Source organism: Salinicola lusitanus, assembly GCF_038648475.1.
Lineage (GTDB): Bacteria > Pseudomonadota > Gammaproteobacteria > Pseudomonadales > Halomonadaceae > Salinicola > Salinicola lusitanus.
The window spans coordinates 823,931-839,252 of record NZ_CP151919.1; the positions used below are offsets into that span (position 1 = coordinate 823,931).

13 protein-coding genes and 2 rRNA genes are annotated in these 15,322 nt (G+C 62.9%); 4 read left to right on the forward strand and 11 right to left on the reverse strand.

Features of this window, described 5'->3' with window-relative positions:
- The first annotated feature begins 50 nt into the window (after positions 1-50).
- Both hisA and hisF read left to right on the forward strand, forming a co-directional pair.
- Positions 51-833, forward strand: a complete 783-nt coding sequence (gene hisA / locus AAGT95_RS03840) for a 1-(5-phosphoribosyl)-5-[(5-phosphoribosylamino)methylideneamino]imidazole-4-carboxamide isomerase (RefSeq protein ID WP_342595619.1) — start codon at positions 51-53, stop codon at positions 831-833.
- Positions 830-1,603, forward strand: coding sequence for an imidazole glycerol phosphate synthase subunit HisF (gene hisF / locus AAGT95_RS03845; RefSeq protein ID WP_342595620.1), 774 nt, complete (start codon positions 830-832; stop codon positions 1,601-1,603). The genes hisA and hisF overlap by 4 nt, the downstream gene beginning before the upstream one ends.
- A 117-nt stretch (positions 1,604-1,720) precedes the next feature.
- Here the strand turns inward: hisF and AAGT95_RS03850 are convergent, their stop codons facing one another.
- From AAGT95_RS03850 to AAGT95_RS03860, 3 genes are all read right to left on the reverse strand, one after another.
- Positions 1,721-2,497 carry an RsiV family protein gene (locus AAGT95_RS03850; RefSeq protein ID WP_342595621.1) on the reverse strand — a complete coding sequence of 259 codons (777 nt, stop codon included), beginning with the start codon at positions 2,495-2,497 and terminating at the stop codon, positions 1,721-1,723.
- A gap of 99 nt (positions 2,498-2,596) precedes the next feature.
- Entirely contained in the window at positions 2,597-3,187 is a 591-nt protein-coding gene (locus AAGT95_RS03855; RefSeq protein WP_110598163.1) for a YjaG family protein, read from the reverse strand.
- A 10-nt stretch (positions 3,188-3,197) separates the two neighbouring features.
- Positions 3,198-3,500 (reverse strand): MGMT family protein, encoded by a 303-nt coding sequence (locus AAGT95_RS03860; RefSeq protein WP_110598164.1) that lies wholly within the window; start codon positions 3,498-3,500, stop codon positions 3,198-3,200.
- Between the two features lie 59 nt (positions 3,501-3,559).
- Here AAGT95_RS03860 and AAGT95_RS03865 point away from each other — a divergent pair, with 59 nt between their 5' ends.
- Positions 3,560-4,231 (forward strand): type 1 glutamine amidotransferase, encoded by a 672-nt coding sequence (locus AAGT95_RS03865; protein WP_342595622.1) that lies wholly within the window; start codon positions 3,560-3,562, stop codon positions 4,229-4,231.
- A 22-nt stretch (positions 4,232-4,253) separates the two neighbouring features.
- On the opposite strand, the gene mnmH is transcribed toward AAGT95_RS03865, so the two are convergent.
- The 5 genes from mnmH to AAGT95_RS03890 all read right to left on the reverse strand — a co-directional run bounded on the left by mnmH (position 4,254) and on the right by AAGT95_RS03890 (position 9,665).
- Positions 4,254-5,342, reverse strand: a complete 1,089-nt coding sequence (gene mnmH, locus AAGT95_RS03870) for a tRNA 2-selenouridine(34) synthase MnmH (protein WP_342595623.1) — start codon at positions 5,340-5,342, stop codon at positions 4,254-4,256.
- The gene (selD, locus tag AAGT95_RS03875; RefSeq protein ID WP_110598167.1) at positions 5,339-6,379 is read right to left on the reverse strand and encodes a selenide, water dikinase SelD; all 1,041 of its coding nucleotides are present in this window, start codon (positions 6,377-6,379) and stop codon (positions 5,339-5,341) included. Before selD ends, mnmH begins: the two co-directional genes overlap by 4 nt.
- Positions 6,380-6,477: 98 nt before the next feature.
- A complete protein-coding gene (gene radA, locus AAGT95_RS03880; RefSeq protein WP_110598168.1) occupies positions 6,478-7,857 on the reverse strand; it encodes a DNA repair protein RadA in 1,380 nt (459 codons plus the stop codon).
- Positions 7,858-7,975: 118 nt separating this feature from the next.
- Complete coding sequence (locus AAGT95_RS03885; RefSeq protein WP_110598169.1) at positions 7,976-8,440, reverse strand: copper resistance protein NlpE N-terminal domain-containing protein; 465 nt, start codon at positions 8,438-8,440, stop codon at positions 7,976-7,978.
- A gap of 127 nt (positions 8,441-8,567) precedes the next feature.
- A complete protein-coding gene (locus AAGT95_RS03890; RefSeq protein ID WP_342595624.1) occupies positions 8,568-9,665 on the reverse strand; it encodes an alkene reductase in 1,098 nt (365 codons plus the stop codon).
- A 178-nt stretch (positions 9,666-9,843) separates the two neighbouring features.
- On the opposite strand from AAGT95_RS03890, the gene hisC reads away from it, so the two are divergent.
- A complete protein-coding gene (gene hisC, locus AAGT95_RS03895; protein WP_342595625.1) occupies positions 9,844-10,896 on the forward strand; it encodes a histidinol-phosphate transaminase in 1,053 nt (350 codons plus the stop codon).
- Between the two features lie 10 nt (positions 10,897-10,906).
- Here the strand turns inward: hisC and AAGT95_RS03900 are convergent, their stop codons facing one another.
- From AAGT95_RS03900 to AAGT95_RS03910, 3 genes are all read right to left on the reverse strand, one after another.
- The gene (locus AAGT95_RS03900; RefSeq protein ID WP_342595626.1) at positions 10,907-11,647 is read right to left on the reverse strand and encodes an SDR family NAD(P)-dependent oxidoreductase; all 741 of its coding nucleotides are present in this window, start codon (positions 11,645-11,647) and stop codon (positions 10,907-10,909) included.
- 321 nt (positions 11,648-11,968) lie between these two features.
- Positions 11,969-12,083: ribosomal RNA gene (rrf, locus tag AAGT95_RS03905) — 5S ribosomal RNA — on the reverse strand.
- Positions 12,084-12,267: 184 nt separating this feature from the next.
- Positions 12,268-15,159, reverse strand: a 23S ribosomal RNA gene (locus tag AAGT95_RS03910).
- Positions 15,160-15,322: the final 163 nt, after the last annotated feature.

A 15,322-nucleotide genomic window follows, 5' to 3' on the forward strand; every position in this document is an offset into this window, starting at 1 on the left:
CCCCGCCGGCTTTTCAGACGGCACCTGACTGACTCAAAGGACTCGAAACCATGCTGGTAATCCCCGCCATCGATCTCAAGGACGGCCAGTGCGTGCGGCTCAAGCAGGGCCGCATGGACGATGCCACCTCTTACGGTGACGACCCGGTGGCGATGGCTGCACGCTGGGTCGATGCCGGCGCCCGGCGGCTCCATCTGGTCGATCTCAACGGCGCCTTCGAGGGCAAGCCGGTCAACGGTGAAGCCGTCACCGCCATCGCCCGCGCCTATCCCGACCTGCCGATCCAGATCGGCGGCGGCATCCGCAGCCCTGACACCATCGAGCACTATCTCGCCGCTGGCGTCAGCTACGTGATCATCGGCACCAAGGCGGTCAAGGAGCCGGCCTTCGTCGGCGAGATGTGCCGCCGGTTCCCCGGCCACGTGATCGTCGGCCTGGACGCCCGCGACGGCTTCGTCGCCACCGATGGCTGGGCGGAAGTCTCGACGGTCAAGGCGGTGGACCTGGCCAGACGCTTTCGGGATGACGGCGTCTCCTCGATCGTCTACACCGACATCGCCCGCGACGGGATGATGCAGGGCGTCAACGTCGAAGCCACTGCCCAACTCGCCCGCGACGGCGGCCTGCCGGTGATCGCCTCCGGCGGGGTGACCGACCTGGAAGACATCCGCGCCCTGGCCGAGGTCGCCGACAGCGGCATCATCGGCGCCATCACCGGCCGTGCCATCTACGAAGGCTCGCTCGACGTCGCCGAGGCCCAGGCCTTGAGTGATTCGATTCAGAGCGATTCGATGCGGGGCGATGGGATCGATACCGAAGGAGCCCGCTCATGACATTGGCCAAGCGCATCATTCCCTGCCTCGACGTCGACGCCGGCCGCGTGGTCAAGGGTGTCAATTTCGTCGGTATTCGCGATGCCGGCGACCCGGTGGAGATCGCCAAGCGCTACAACCAACAGGGCGCCGACGAGATCACCTTTCTCGACATCACCGCCAGCCATGAGGACCGCGACACCACAGTCGAGATGGTCGAGCGCATTGCCGGCGAGGTGTTCATCCCGCTCACCGTGGGCGGCGGCATTCGCCGCTGCGAGGATATCCGCACCATGCTCAACGCCGGGGCGGACAAGGTTTCGATCAATACCGCCGCCGTCACCAACCCGGATTTCGTGCGCGAGGCCGCCGAGCGCTTCGGCAGCCAGTGCATCGTGGTGGCGATCGACGCCAAGCGGGTCAGCGCCGAGGGCGAGCCGCCGCGCTGGGAGATTTTCACCCATGGCGGCCGTCGCCCCACCGGGCTGGACGCCGTCGAGTGGGCACGCAAGATGGTCGACTTCGGCGCCGGGGAACTGCTGCTGACCAGCATGGATCGCGATGGCACCAAGGTCGGTTTCGATCTCGGTGTGACCCGCGCGATCAGCGACGCGGTCGAAGTGCCGGTGATCGCTTCCGGCGGCGTCGGCAACCTCGACCATCTGGTGGCCGGGGTGAAGGAAGGCGGCGCCGATGCAGTGCTCGCCGCCAGCATCTTCCACTTCGGTGAGTACACCATCCCCGACGCCAAGCGCTACATGGCCGAGCACGGGATCGAAATGCGGCTCTGAGCGCTCCAAGACCGGCGCCGAAGCCGCCAGCACTGATCGACGAAAAGCGCCGCGACCCGACCGGGTCGCGGCGCTTGCGTTGGTGTGGCGCGCTTCGGTGCCGTAGCCAGAACGATGTCAGGGCAGATAGCGCGGGCGGAAGATGCCCTCGAGATCGGCATAGGGGATGGTCAGCACCGGCTGGCCCACGGCGTACGGCGCCAGGTCGTAGACCTGATACTTGACCGCGACGGCATCCGCCAGCGGCGCGACATTGTCGGAGACGACGAACGGCCACTGGGACTCGGACAGTCCGCGCGCCTGGTCCGTCTGCAGCCAGCGCCGGTGGGCCCGCTCCAGCGCCGCTTCGTAGGCCGGTCGCTTGCCCGGCTGCAGCATGTCGGCGAGATCGACGATCTGCTGCGTGTCGCGCTGGATCACCATGTAGGAGGTCAACGGCAAGCCGTGGGCGCCGCCACTGTAGAGATAGCCGTCGAGTTCGATCACCAGCAGGTCGTCGTGGTCCGCCACGACGTGGGCCTTGAGATCGGCCTCGTAGCCCGGCAGCTGCGGCAGGTCCTCGCGAGCGCGGCGCGAAGCCGCAAAGACCTGGTCGGCAAAGGCGTCGAATGAGGTTGCCTGTCCCATGGCACTGCCGTCGGGGTTGTCGCTGAGCCCGCTCGCCAGCCCGAACAACCGCCGCTCGAGCTCGGCGGAAAGCCGTGGTGACTCGGGGAAACGCAAGTAGGCCGCATTGACGTTGGCGCAGCTGTCCTTCTCGCAACCCGGCTCGTGGGCGCTCTTCACCACCGCCTCGGTTCGTAGCGCGTCACCTCCCCATCCGGTCAGGCTCTGGCAGCCTGACAGCATGACGGCCGCCAGAGTCAGGCCGCCAATCAACCAGCGCTTCTGCATGATGTTCCTCCATGAACGTTCGTAGGTCGAGGCACTGAGTGGTCGTCAGCATTATCCACACGCCTCAGGGTAGCCGGTTTATCCACAACCGGTAGCGAGTCAGTCGAGACTCAGACCCAGGTTGCTGACCCCCTGGTTGCGACCGAGCGCGCGCAACGCCGAGAGCGCCTTGAGCCCCGGGTCGGCCTCGAGCGCTTCGAGTACTGCGTCCTGGAAGTCGCGCTCGTCCTGCATCAGTTCATGCTCGCGAAACAACGCGTCGAGCCGTTCGGCATCCTCGCTGCCCTCGGTCATTTCGATATAGGCGCGTACGCCGTTGCGCGAGACGCGGCTCACCTCCAGCGCCGCTTCCGGGGCTTCGCCGCGCAGGGTGTCCAGCAGCGTGGTCAGGGCCATGACCGCCTCCGTCGCCCGCCGCGCACCAAAGCTGTCATCGGCCTCCGGGGGCTCGACATCGGCGAGCTTCTCGGCCTGCTTGTCGAAGTCGATCTTCGCCGCGGCGATCTTGAGCCGCTCCCACACCAGATCCAGCACGTTGTGGAGTACGCTGGGGTTGCCCTGGCCGCTCACGCCGGCGTAGAGCGCGTAATTGGGTACCAGCCGCTCGCTCAACGCGGCCATGAAGGCGATCCGCTGGCGCGCGTCGAGCTGGCGCAATCTGGCGTTGAAGCTACCCGAAGGCTTGGTCATGAACTCTCCGTCACTCTGGCCACATCAAATGCGTGGGTACGCGGCCGCTGGCATCGAAAACGACACCCTCGGCGCGCAGTTTCTCGTGCTGTCGCTGGGCACCGCCATGATCCGCGATTCGGCGGCTGGCACCAATCACCCGATACCAGGGCAGGCCGTGCCCGGTCGGCAACTGTCGCATTGCCGTACCGACCATGCGCGCCGTGGCCCCCTCCGTCATCCCGGCGATCCGACCATAGGTGGTAACACGCCCCGGCGGGATCTGCGCCACGATGGTGTAGATCTGTTCGAGAATCTGGGCTCGGATGGCCATGACTAAATGCTAACTCCCCGCTTGTGGAGTCGCCCGGTCGACCCCATCATGGACACATCATGCATATCTATTTTCTCCAGCATAGTCCGTTGTTCGGTCCCGCCCGCATGGCGGACTGGCTCACCGGTATTGGTCACAGCTACAACCACTGCCGGCTCGATGAGGGCGAACTACCGCCGCCGCTGGCCAACTGCGACGCGCTCGTCCTGCTCGACGCTTTCTCGCCACCGGAGGCGACGCTGTTCAAGCGAGAGCGCAAGCTGGTGGATCGCGCCCTGAAGAGCAACAAGCCGGTGCTGGGCATCGGCTTCGGCGCCGGCCTGATCGCCGAGGCGCTAGGCGCCATCGTGTCCCCCGCGGTTCAGCCGGAGATCGGCTGGCAGCCGCTGACCCTGGCCGACGACAGCCCCTTCGATCTGCCCGAGATGTTCGAGACGCTGCTCTGGCATCGAGACATCTTCGGCCTGCCGGATGGCTGCCTGCCACTGGGCAGCACGCCAGGCGGTCCGGTCCAGGGGTTTGCCTGGGATGCGGGTCGCGTCGTCGCGCTGCAGTGCCATCTGGAGTCGACGGCTCAAGACACGGCGGCGCTGTGCAATCACGACCTGCCGACGACCGCTGCCGCTGCCTATGTCCAGACCCGTGACGAGATCCTGCGCGACCCGAGACGCTTCGATCGGCAGGCGGCACTGCTGGACCGGGTCATGACCCAGTGGCTCGATGGCCACTAGCGTCGAAACTGAGAGGGCGGCACTAGGCCGCGTACTCACGCTCCCACTGCCGGGCGACCGCCAGACAGCTGTCCCAGTCCCCGACGTGCAGGGTCGGCCGGGGCTGGTGCTCGATCTGATGACGATACATCGGGTCGTAATACTCCCGTAGCAGCGGAGCCAGCCAGTCATCGTGCGCCTGCACGTTGCCGAGGCGTTGCGCCGAGAATGCCCGCTGCTGTGCCTCGATCAATCGCGCCAGCCGCTCGCTCCCCAAGCGTTTGCCGAGACGTTTCAGGGCACCGGAAAGCTGCTTGCGAAACAGCACCTCGCCCAGTTGCGGGCCATAGTGGCAATGGTAGATTTCGCTGAGATCCTCGATGTAATCCTTGCGGATCTGTTCGAGGCGCCACTCCAGTGGCATCTCCACGCGAATGCACGGCGCCGCTTTCATCGACTGCCAGAAGGTCGCCGGTATCGCCAGGCGGCCGATGCGCTGCGACTCGTCCTCGACCACGCGGGCCCGTGGCAACCGCATCAGATCCAGCGTCAAACCGTGCTCGAAATCGATCTGCGAGGGGCCGGCCATCGGGTGCTGGCCAAAGGCCGAGCCCTTGTGACGTGCGTGGCCTTCCAGGTCGACTCCCGAACCGAGCGCATTGATCAGTGCGGTCTTGGCACAACCGGTCAGGCCCGCGACCAGCAGCAGAGGGGCCTGGCTATGGCTTTCGAGCGCCTCGATCAGTTGGTTGCGCATCGCCTTCCAACCGCCGCGAATTCGCGGTAGCGGATGGCCCCGTTCGGCCAGCCACTGCTGCGATATCTTCGACCGCATGCCGCCGCGGAAACAGTAGATCACGCTATCCGGTGCCGCTTCGAGCGCCTGCTCCCAGGCGGCGAGAGATCTTTCACGGCGGTCGCCCGAGACCAGGTGGTTACCCAGCGCCACCGCCGAGGCCTGGCCGGCCTGCTTGTAGCGGATGCCGACTTCGCGACGCTCGTCGTCATTCATCAGTGGCAGGTTGATCGCACCGGGCAAGGCGCCCGCCGAGAACTCGATCGGCGCACGCACATCGATCAGAGGCCGCTCCAGCAGTGCCAGGTCCGCGTCGATGAACTCGTCGCTTTTCAACCGCGCACCTCGATCAGTCCCGCGCCGCCGCGAGGCGTGATGCACTCGCCGAACGCCTCCAGCTTGAGCTGGTGCTGGCGCCCGATCCGCTCGACATCGTCGGCCCAGGCCGGATCCACGGCCAGCAGCAGCCCTCCGGAAGTCTGCGGATCGCACAGCCACTGCCAATGGGCGGCGTCCATGTCCGGCAACGCCTTGCCGATCGCCTCCCGATTGCGCCCCGTACCGCCCGGCACCGCACCCTGGCGCCGGTAGGCCTCGGCTTCCGCCAGCCTCGGCAGCTTGGCGAAGTCGATTCGCGCCTCGACGCCGCTGGCCGCGCACACCTCGCTCAGGTGACCCGCCAGGCCGAAGCCGGTGACATCGGTCATGGCATGTACGCCCTGAATCTTGGCCAGCTCCTTGCCGATGTCGTTGGCGACCAGCATGGTCTCGCGCGCCAGGCCGTGATGTCCGGGCTGCAGCCTGCCCTGCTTCTCGGCCGTCGTCAGCAGCCCGACGCCCAGCGGCTTGGTCAGATAGAGCAGGTCGCCGGGCTTGGCACCGCTGTTGAGCTTGAGGTTGGCGAGATCGACCAGGCCGTTGACCGCCAGCCCGAAGATCGGCTCCGGCGCATCGATGGAGTGCCCGCCCGCCAAGGCAACGCCCAGGGCGCGGCAGACGGCCTGGGCGCCGGACATGACGTCACCGGCGATTTCCGCCGGCAGCTTGTCCAGCGGCCAGCCGAGGATACCCAGTGCCATGACCGGGTCCCCACCCATGGCGTAGACGTCACTGATGGCGTTGGTCGCCGCGATACGGCCGAAATCGAACGGATCGTCGACGATCGGCATGAAGAAATCGGTGGTAGAGATCAGGCCGCGGCCGTCGCCGAGATCGTAGACGGCGGCATCCTCGCGCCCCTGGTTGCCGACGATCAGATTCTGGCTGTTGGCGCCCGGTCCCGCCTTGGCGAGAATCCGATCGAGCACGTCTGGGGCGATCTTGCAGCCACAGCCGGCCCCGTGGCTGTACTGCGTCAGGCGAATGGCACTCATTTCTGGCTCCTCGTCCCGTTCCTGGAGATATCGATCCTGGCAGTCAGTTTAACCGACCCGGCGACGCCACTCAGCGCTGGCGGCCGAGTCGCCCGCTCTTACAGCGCTTCCAGCGCCTCGGCCAGCTTGTCGACCGCCACCACCTGCATGCCGGCGGGCGCCTTCTTGGGCGCATTGCCGCGCGGCACGATGGCCCGCGTGAAACCATGCTTGGCGGCCTCGACGATGCGCTCCTGGCCGCTGGGGACCGGCCTGATCTCCCCGGAGAGGCCGACCTCGCCAAACACCACCAGCTCCCGCGGCAGCGGCCGGTTCTGGAGACTGGAGACCACCGCCAGCAGCACCGCCAGATCGGCGCTGGTCTCCAGCACCTTGACCCCGCCGACGACGTTGAGAAAGACATCCTGATCGCCGGTGAACAGGCCGCCGTGCTTGTGCAGCACCGCCAACAGCATGGCCAGGCGGTTGTGGTCGAGCCCCACCGCCACGCGCCGGGGATTGCCCAGCGCGGACTCGTCGAGCAGCGCCTGGACTTCGACCAGGATCGGACGGGTGCCCTCCCATACCACCATCACCAGACTGCCGGAGGCCTGCTCCTCGCTCCGCGACAGGAAGATCGCGCTGGGGTTCTTGACCTCCTTGAGGCCGAGCTCGACCATCGCGAACACGCCGAGTTCGTTGATCGCGCCAAAGCGGTTCTTCTGCCCGCGCAAGGTGCGGAAACGCGAGTCGCTTCCCCCCTCCAGCAGCAGCGAGGCGTCGATCATGTGCTCGAGCACCTTGGGGCCGGCCAGGGTGCCATCCTTGGTCACGTGGCCCACCAGCATCAGCACGGTGTTGCTCTGCTTGGCGAACCGCGTCAGCGCCGCCGCCGACTCGCGAACCTGGGCAACGCCGCCGGGTGCCGAGCCGATATCCTCCAGATGCATGGTCTGGATGGAGTCGATGATCAACACTTCGGGACGCTCTCGCTCCGCCACGGCCAGCAGCGTCTCGATGCTGGTCTCGGCGAGCATCTTGAGCCCCTGGGTCGGCAGTTGCAGACGGTGGGCCCGCATCGCCACCTGCGACAGCGACTCCTCACCGGTCACGTAAAGCACCCGCTTGCTCTGGGCCAGACGACAGGCCGTCTGCAACAGCAGGGTGGACTTCCCGGCACCGGGATGGCCGCCCAGCAGCACCGCCGAACCCGGCACCAAGCCGCCGCCGAGCACCCGGTCGAACTCCTCGAACGTGGAGCTGAACCGGGGTACCTCGGTAAGATCGACGCCAGAGAGATCGACGACTTCCCGCGACAGCGTACCCGCGTAGCCGCCACGAGCGCCGCTACTACCGGGAGTCGAGGCGCCGGGTCGCGCGCTGCCGAGGCGAATCTCGGTCAGCGTGTTCCACTCACGGCAGTTGCTGCACTGGCCTTGCCATTTGCTGTATTCCGCACCGCATTCGGTGCAGACGAAGGCACTCTTCGCTTTTGCCACGCGCGGGGTCTCCGTCAGGCCGGGTAGAGGATCGCAAGATACGTAGGGTGCCACAAAGGGTCAGCCCTCAACGACGAGAGGCGGCCCATGGCCGCCTCTACGCTCGTCAGTGCCTGGCCTACTGGCGAGTCAGGCGCAACATCTGGCCGTTCTCGAAACGACGACGCTGGGGATCGATCAGTTCCAGCGTACGGTCATCGATCTTCTGGAAATAGTAGATCTGACCTTCGCCGTTCGGCGTCAGCTCGTAGACCGTCGCCTGCGGGTCGACCGCGGTGCCCGTCATCGTTTCCCACTGGCCTTCGTACTGCTCGGGATCCGGATTCTGCGGGTGATTCATGTAGTCGGCTTCGAGCGTGAAGGTGCGCTGCGAGGCCGGCGAGGACTCGGTCCCGTTGAGATTGACGGTCAGGTCGATGCCATCGCAGCTACGGCAAGGCAGCGTGCCTTCGTAGGTGACGGCGTTCGACGACATGCCGGCAGAGGAGTCGGCGGTGCCAGACTGAGTCTGAGATCCACCGCTGGCACAACCGGCCAGTACGGCTACCGTGGCGGCGCTGGCCAGCAACGTCCTGATCTGCATATTGGTTCTCCTTACACTTCTGGGCCATACAGGCCGCATTGGCGGCCACGTGACTACAGGATAGCGGTAAGTCTCCTGCATGACATCCCATTCAAACGAGAGCATCAGGCTGCCACGCGAGCGCGTCTCAATCCATTACTGAATAGTCGGTATAGCCTTCGGCGCCACCGCCATAGAAAGTCTCCGGATTCGGTTCGTTGAGGGCCGCATCACGCCGAAACCGTTCGACCAGATCCGGATTGGCGATATAGGGGCGGCCGAAAGCGGCGGCGTCGCCCAGCCCATTGCCGATCAAGGTCTCCGCGCGTTCGGCCGTGTAGTGCCCGCAGTAGATCAAGGTGCCGCTGAAGCGCTCGCGCAGGTCGCGGCGGAAATCGTCGGTCAGCTGCGGGCCTTCGCCGGTCCAGTCGGGCTCATTGACGTGCAGGTAAGCGACCCGGCGACGGCTCAGCTCGCTGGCCAGGTAGCGCATCATCGCCTCGGGCTCGTCATCCGACAGGCCGAATATCTCGATGAATGGCGACAGGCGCACACCGACACGTCCTGCCCCCATGACGTCGATGACGGCATCGGTGACTTCCAGCAGCAAGCGAGCGCGGTTGACGACGCTGCCGCCATAGCGGTCACTGCGCTGGTTGCTGCCGGTGGCGAGGAATTGCTGCAGCAGGTAGGCATTGGCGGCGTGGACCTCGACCAGGTCAAAACCGGCCCGCTGGGCGCGTTTGGCAGCCTGGCGGTAATCGTCGATCACACCGGGGATCTCGTCGAGTGCCAGCGCACGCGGGGTGCTGGTGGGATGCTGGCCCGAGCTGCCATCTTCGAATTCGACGAAGCAGTTGGCCCCCTCGGCGCGCAGGGCGCTGGGGGCGACCGGCGCCTGACCCTCCGGCTGCACCATCTCATGGGAGATACGTCCGACATGCCAGAGCTGGAGTGCCATCTTGCCTCCGGCCTCGTGCACGGCATCGACGACCTGACGCCAGCCGGCTTCCTGGGCATCGGTCCAGATCCCGGGGGTATAGACGTAGCCCCGCGCCGTGGGCGAGATATTGGTCGCTTCGCTGATGATCAGCCCGGCACCGGCGCGCTGAGCGTAATATTCGGCCTGTAGCGCCCCCGGCACGCTGTCCGGGGTGCGGGCGCGCGTGAGCGGTGCCATCAGCACCCGATTGGGGAGTTCGACGTCGCCGACGGTGATGGGCGAGAGCAGCCTGTCATAATTCATGGAAATCCTTCGATCGCTGAGTTGAGCGGATACCCCATAGATGAGGCAGTTAGAACACTAATCAACCCTGTCACCCACATTCGACGGGAGTGGCTTGCACCGCTTCGGACCAGAGGTCACTATGAGCTCAGACCCGCCACGCCTAACGAGCATCGTAGAAAACGTCCCGCGAGAGATCATGAGTCAATTCTGGAGTCCCGCCGTTCGCGCCCTGACGCCCTACGTACCGGGCGAGCAACCGCGCGAAAAACTGGTCAAGCTGAATACCAACGAGAACCCTTATCCGCCCTCCCCGGCCGTCGAGCGGGTGTTGCAGGCGTTCGCGGTGGACCACCTTCGCCGCTACCCCGATCCCGAATCGCTGGCACTACGCCAGGCACTGGCGAGGACACACGGTGTCGAGCCGGACCAGGTCTTCGTCGGCAACGGTTCCGATGAAGTGCTGGCACTGGCGTTCCAGACCTTCTTCTGCCAGCCGAAGCCACTGCTGATGCCCGCCATCAGCTATAGCTTCTATCCGGTCTACTGCAAGCTCTACGATATTCACTATCGAACCGTGGCGCTGGACGACCGCTGGCAGATCGCCCTGGAGGCCTTCGACACGGACAACGGTGGCGTGGTGTTCGCGAACCCCAACGCACCGACCGGCCATGGCCACTCGCGCCAGGCTGTCGCGCAGCTGCTGGAGCGCGTTACCGAGAGCGTGGTCCTGGTCGACGAGGCCTATGTCGATTTCGGTGGCGAGAGTGTCGTGCCGTTGATCGCGGACTATCCCAACCTGCTGGTTACCGGGACCTTGTCGAAAGGGCGCAGCCTGGCCGGTTTGCGTGTGGGCTACGCGATCGGCTCGCGTGAGCTGATCGAAGGGTTGGAGCGCGTCAAGAATTCCTTCAACTCCTACCCGATCGACATGTTGGCCAGCGAAGTCGCCATCGCCTCCCTCGAGGATCAGTCGCACTTCCAGGCGTGCTGCGAACAAGTCATGGCCACCCGCGAGTGGACACGCCAACAGCTCGAGACGATGGCGTTCGAGGTCCTGCCATCACAGACCAACTTCCTGTTCGTGCGTCACCCCCGGCACAGTGGGGCTAGCCTGTTCAGCGGTCTGCGCGAGCGCGGCATTCTGGTTCGTCATTTCAACAAGGATGGCCTCAGCGATTTCCTGCGTATCTCGATCGGCACCGATGACGAGATGGGCAGCCTGGTCGAAGCGTTGCAGGTCATGGTCTAGCCGGGCGCCATCAAAATGGTACCGGCTTGCCATCCCAGTCCCAGAAACTGCCGCTCTCGTCGGGGCGGCGGTCTTCCATTACCGCGAGCAATCGCGCCGCCACGAAATCTGGCGTGAATAGCTTTCCCTCCGGAACTCGACGCTGGAAGGGCCGGGACAGGCCGGTATCCGTGGTGCCGGGATGGAGATTGAGCACTATCGCCTGCCGGTTGTAGCGCGCCAGCTCGACGGCGGCAGTGCGCAGGAACATGTTGTGTGCCGCCTTGCTGGCTCGATAGCCGTACCACCCACCCAGTCTGTTATCGCCGATCGAGCCCACCCTGGCCGAGAGGCTGGCGATGATGGCGGGGTGGTGACCCTTGAGGGAATCGACTAACGTCTGGATCAGCAGAACCGGCGTGATGGCGTTGACGTGAAACAGCGTGGACAGCGTTTCGGCGTCTAGGTCCTCGAGCCGCTTGTCCGGCGAGATCCCGCGCCGCTCGTCATGCAACAGGCCTATGGCATTGAACAGCAGGTGCAGGGGCGCACCATCCAATTGCGTCTTCAGCGCCTTGAGCCCCTCCCCGGTCGTGACATCGGCTTTCAGATTTTCGACTCGGCGATCTTCGTGCTCGAGGCTCTGACGGGAAACCGCAATGACACGCCCCGGACGATCACTCTTCAATAACCGTCTCAGCATGGCCTGACCGATACCACCGCCGGCACCGGTCATTACAGCCGTGAATCCTTCGGGTAGCGCTTGCAGCACGGCTTTTCCCCTCGCCTGGAGATGAATTCATCGGTACGGCAAGAAGACTAGTTGATACGGCCACGAGATGCGTCACCCGGGATCTTCCGAGGATGCCGCCATAAAAAACCCCAGCCTCTTTCGAAGCTGGGGTTGGGTATAGAAGCCTGACGATGTTCGGGCCGGCCACCCGGCGCGCGGCACTCCGCGACTTGACTCGTCTCCTCCTGAGACTCGCCCTTCGAGCCCGCTGAATCGGTTCCCGCTCGTTCCCGACGAACGGGTCCAGGGGAGGCCCTTGAACGAATGAACCCCGACCAATGGCCGGGGTTCGAAATAAGTGCCTGACGATGACCTACTCTCACATGGGGAGACCCCACACTACCATCGGCGCTAAGCGGTTTCACTTCTGAGTTCGGCATGGATCAGGTGGTTCCCACTCGCTATGGTCGTCAGGCAAAACTGACGCTGAAGCGATCTTTTCCTCGCATCGCTTCAACTGATTCGGATCATGCTGACGGCTACGTCTCGTTTGGCCGGCTCTTCCTCGGCCCGCGTATCCAGTCATTGTCGTACTAATCGCTCGACCTCGCGTCCCGGCTTTCGCCACGACGCCTCTTTCCAAAACCCCTTGGGGTTATATGGTCAAGCCTCACGGGGCATTAGTACACGTTAGCTCAACGCCTTGCAGCGCTTCCACACCGTGCCTATCAACCAGCTAGTCTTGCTGGACCCTTTAGGAGACTCGAAGTCTCAGGGAGATCTCATCTTGAAGGAGGCTTCCCGCTTAGATGCCTTCAGCGGTTATCCCGTCCGCACATAGCTACCCGGCGATGCCACTGGCGTGACAACCGGAACACCAGAGGTGCGTCCACTCCGGTCCTCTCGTACTAGGAGCAGCACTTCTCAAATCTCCAACGCCCACGGCAGATAGGGACCGAACTGTCTCACGACGTTCTAAACCCAGCTCGCGTACCACTTTAAATGGCGAACAGCCATACCCTTGGGACCGACTTCAGCCCCAGGATGTGATGAGCCGACATCGAGGTGCCAAACACCGCCGTCGATGTGAACTCTTGGGCGGTATCAGCCTGTTATCCCCGGAGTACCTTTTATCCGTTGAGCGATGGCCCTTCCATACAGAACCACCGGATCACTAGAACCTACTTTCGTACCTGCTCGACGTGTCTGTCTCGCAGTTAAGCACCCTTATGCTCTTGCACTCAATGCACGATTTCCAACCGTGCTGAGGGTACCTTCGTGCTCCTCCGTTACGCTTTCGGAGGAGACCGCCCCAGTCAAACTACCCACCACACACTGTCCTCACACCGGATCACGGTGCCAAGTTAGAACGCCAATGATGCCAGGCTGGTATTTCAAGGTTGGCTCCACCCGAACTGGCGTCCGGGTTTCCAAGCCTCCCAGCTATCCTACACAAGCAACATCAGCGTCCAGTGTGAAGCTATAGTAAAGGTTCACGGGGTCTTTCCGTCTAGCCGCGGGTACACAGCATCTTCACTGCGATTTCAATTTCACTGAGTCTCGGGTGGAGACAGCGTGGCCATCATTACGCCATTCGTGCAGGTCGGAACTTACCCGACAAGGAATTTCGCTACCTTAGGACCGTTATAGTTACGGCCGCCGTTTACCGGGGCTTCGATCAAGAGCTTCGCCTTACGGCTAACACCATCAATTAACCTTCCGGCACCGGGCAGGCGTCACACCCTATACGTCCGCTTACGCGTTAGCAGAGTGCTGTGTTTTTAATAAACAGTTGCAGCCACCTGGTATCTTCGACCGGTTCGAGCTCGGGACGCGAAGTCCTTCACCCTAAGCCGGCGCACCTTCTCCCGAAGTTACGGTGCCATTTTGCCTAGTTCCTTCACCCGAGTTCTCTCAAGCGCCTTGGGATTCTCACCCTGACCACCTGTGTCGGTTTGGGGTACGGTCGCATGTGATCTGAAGCTTAGAGGCTTTTCCTGGAAGCGTGGCATCGATGACTTCCGGACCGTAGTCCGTTCGTCTCGTCTCTCGGCCTTAAGGACCCGGATTTGCCTAAGTCCTCAGCCTACTGACTTTCACCAGGACAACCAACGCCTGGCTCACCTAGCCTTCTTCGTCCCCCCATCGCAACCACATCCGGTACGGGAATATTGACCCGTTTCCCATCGACTACGCTTTTCAGCCTCGCCTTAGGGGCCGACTCACTCTGCTCTGATTAACATAGAACAGAAAACCTTGGTCTTCCGGCGGGGGAGTTTTTCACTCCCCTTGTCGTTACTCATGTCAGCATTCGCACTCGTGATATCTCCAGCATGCTTCTCAACACACCTTCACAGACTTACACGACGCTCCTCTACCGCTCATCCAGAGGATGAACCCGTAGCTTCGGCATCTGGTTTGAGCCCCGTTACATCTTCCGCGCAGGCCGACTCGACTAGTGAGCTATTACGCTTTCTTTAAAGGATGGCTGCTTCTAAGCCAACCTCCTAGCTGTCTATGCCTTCCCACATCGTTTCCCACTTAACCAGAATTTGGGGGCCTTAGCTGACGGTCTGGGTTGTTTCCCTTTTCACGACGGACGTTAGCACCCGCCGTGTGTCTCCCACGCTCTACTCACCGGTATTCGGAGTTTGCCTCGGGTTGGTAACCCGGGATGGGCCCCTAGCCGAAACAGTGCTCTACCCCCGGCGGTAATACGTGAGGCGCTACCTAAATAGCTTTCGAGGAGAACCAGCTATCTCCGAGCTTGATTAGCCTTTCACTCCGATCCACAGCTCATCCCAGCATTTTTCAACATACTTGGGTTCGGGCCTCCAATTGATGTTACTCAATCTTCACCCTGGCCATGGATAGATCGCCCGGTTTCGGGTCTATATCCAGCGACTGGTCGCCCAGTTAAGACTCGATTTCTCTACGCCTCCCCTATACGGTTAAGCTCGCCACTGAATATAAGTCGCTGACCCATTATACAAAAGGTACGCGGTCACCGAACAAGTCGGCTCCCACTGCTTGTACGCACACGGTTTCAGGATCTATTTCACTCCCCTCTCCGGGGTTCTTTTCGCCTTTCCCTCACGGTACTGGTTCACTATCGGTCAGCCAGGAGTATTTAGCCTTGGAGGATGGTCCCCCCATGTTCAGTCAGGGTTTCACGTGCCCCGACCTACTCGATTTCACACATTCAGGTTTTCGACTACGGGGCTATCACCCACTATGGCCGGCCTTTCCAGGCGCGTTCGTCTAACCAGTCACATGCTTAAGGGCTACTCCCCGTTCGCTCGCCGCTACTGGGGGAATCTCGGTTGATTTCTTTTCCTCGGGGTACTTAGATGTTTCAGTTCTCCCGGTTCGCTTCCCAACACCTATGGATTCAGTGTGGGATACCCAGCTTGTGCTGGGTGGGTTTCCCCATTCGGACATGTCCGGGTCGCAGGTTGTTTGCCACCTCACCGAACCTTTTCGCAGGCTACAACGTCCTTCATCGCCTCTGGCTGCCAAGGCATCCACCGTGTGCGCTTAATCGCTTGACCATATAACCCGAAGGAGTCTGGTCGCGCGATTAGTCTAACGACAATTGCCGGATACGCTTGAGACGTATCACTTTCGTTCTTCTCTTGCGAGAAGAACTGTCAGCATGATCCAAATTGTTAAAGAGCGTTTAAAGCTGGAAGCTTTAAGCTGGAAGCTCTCAGA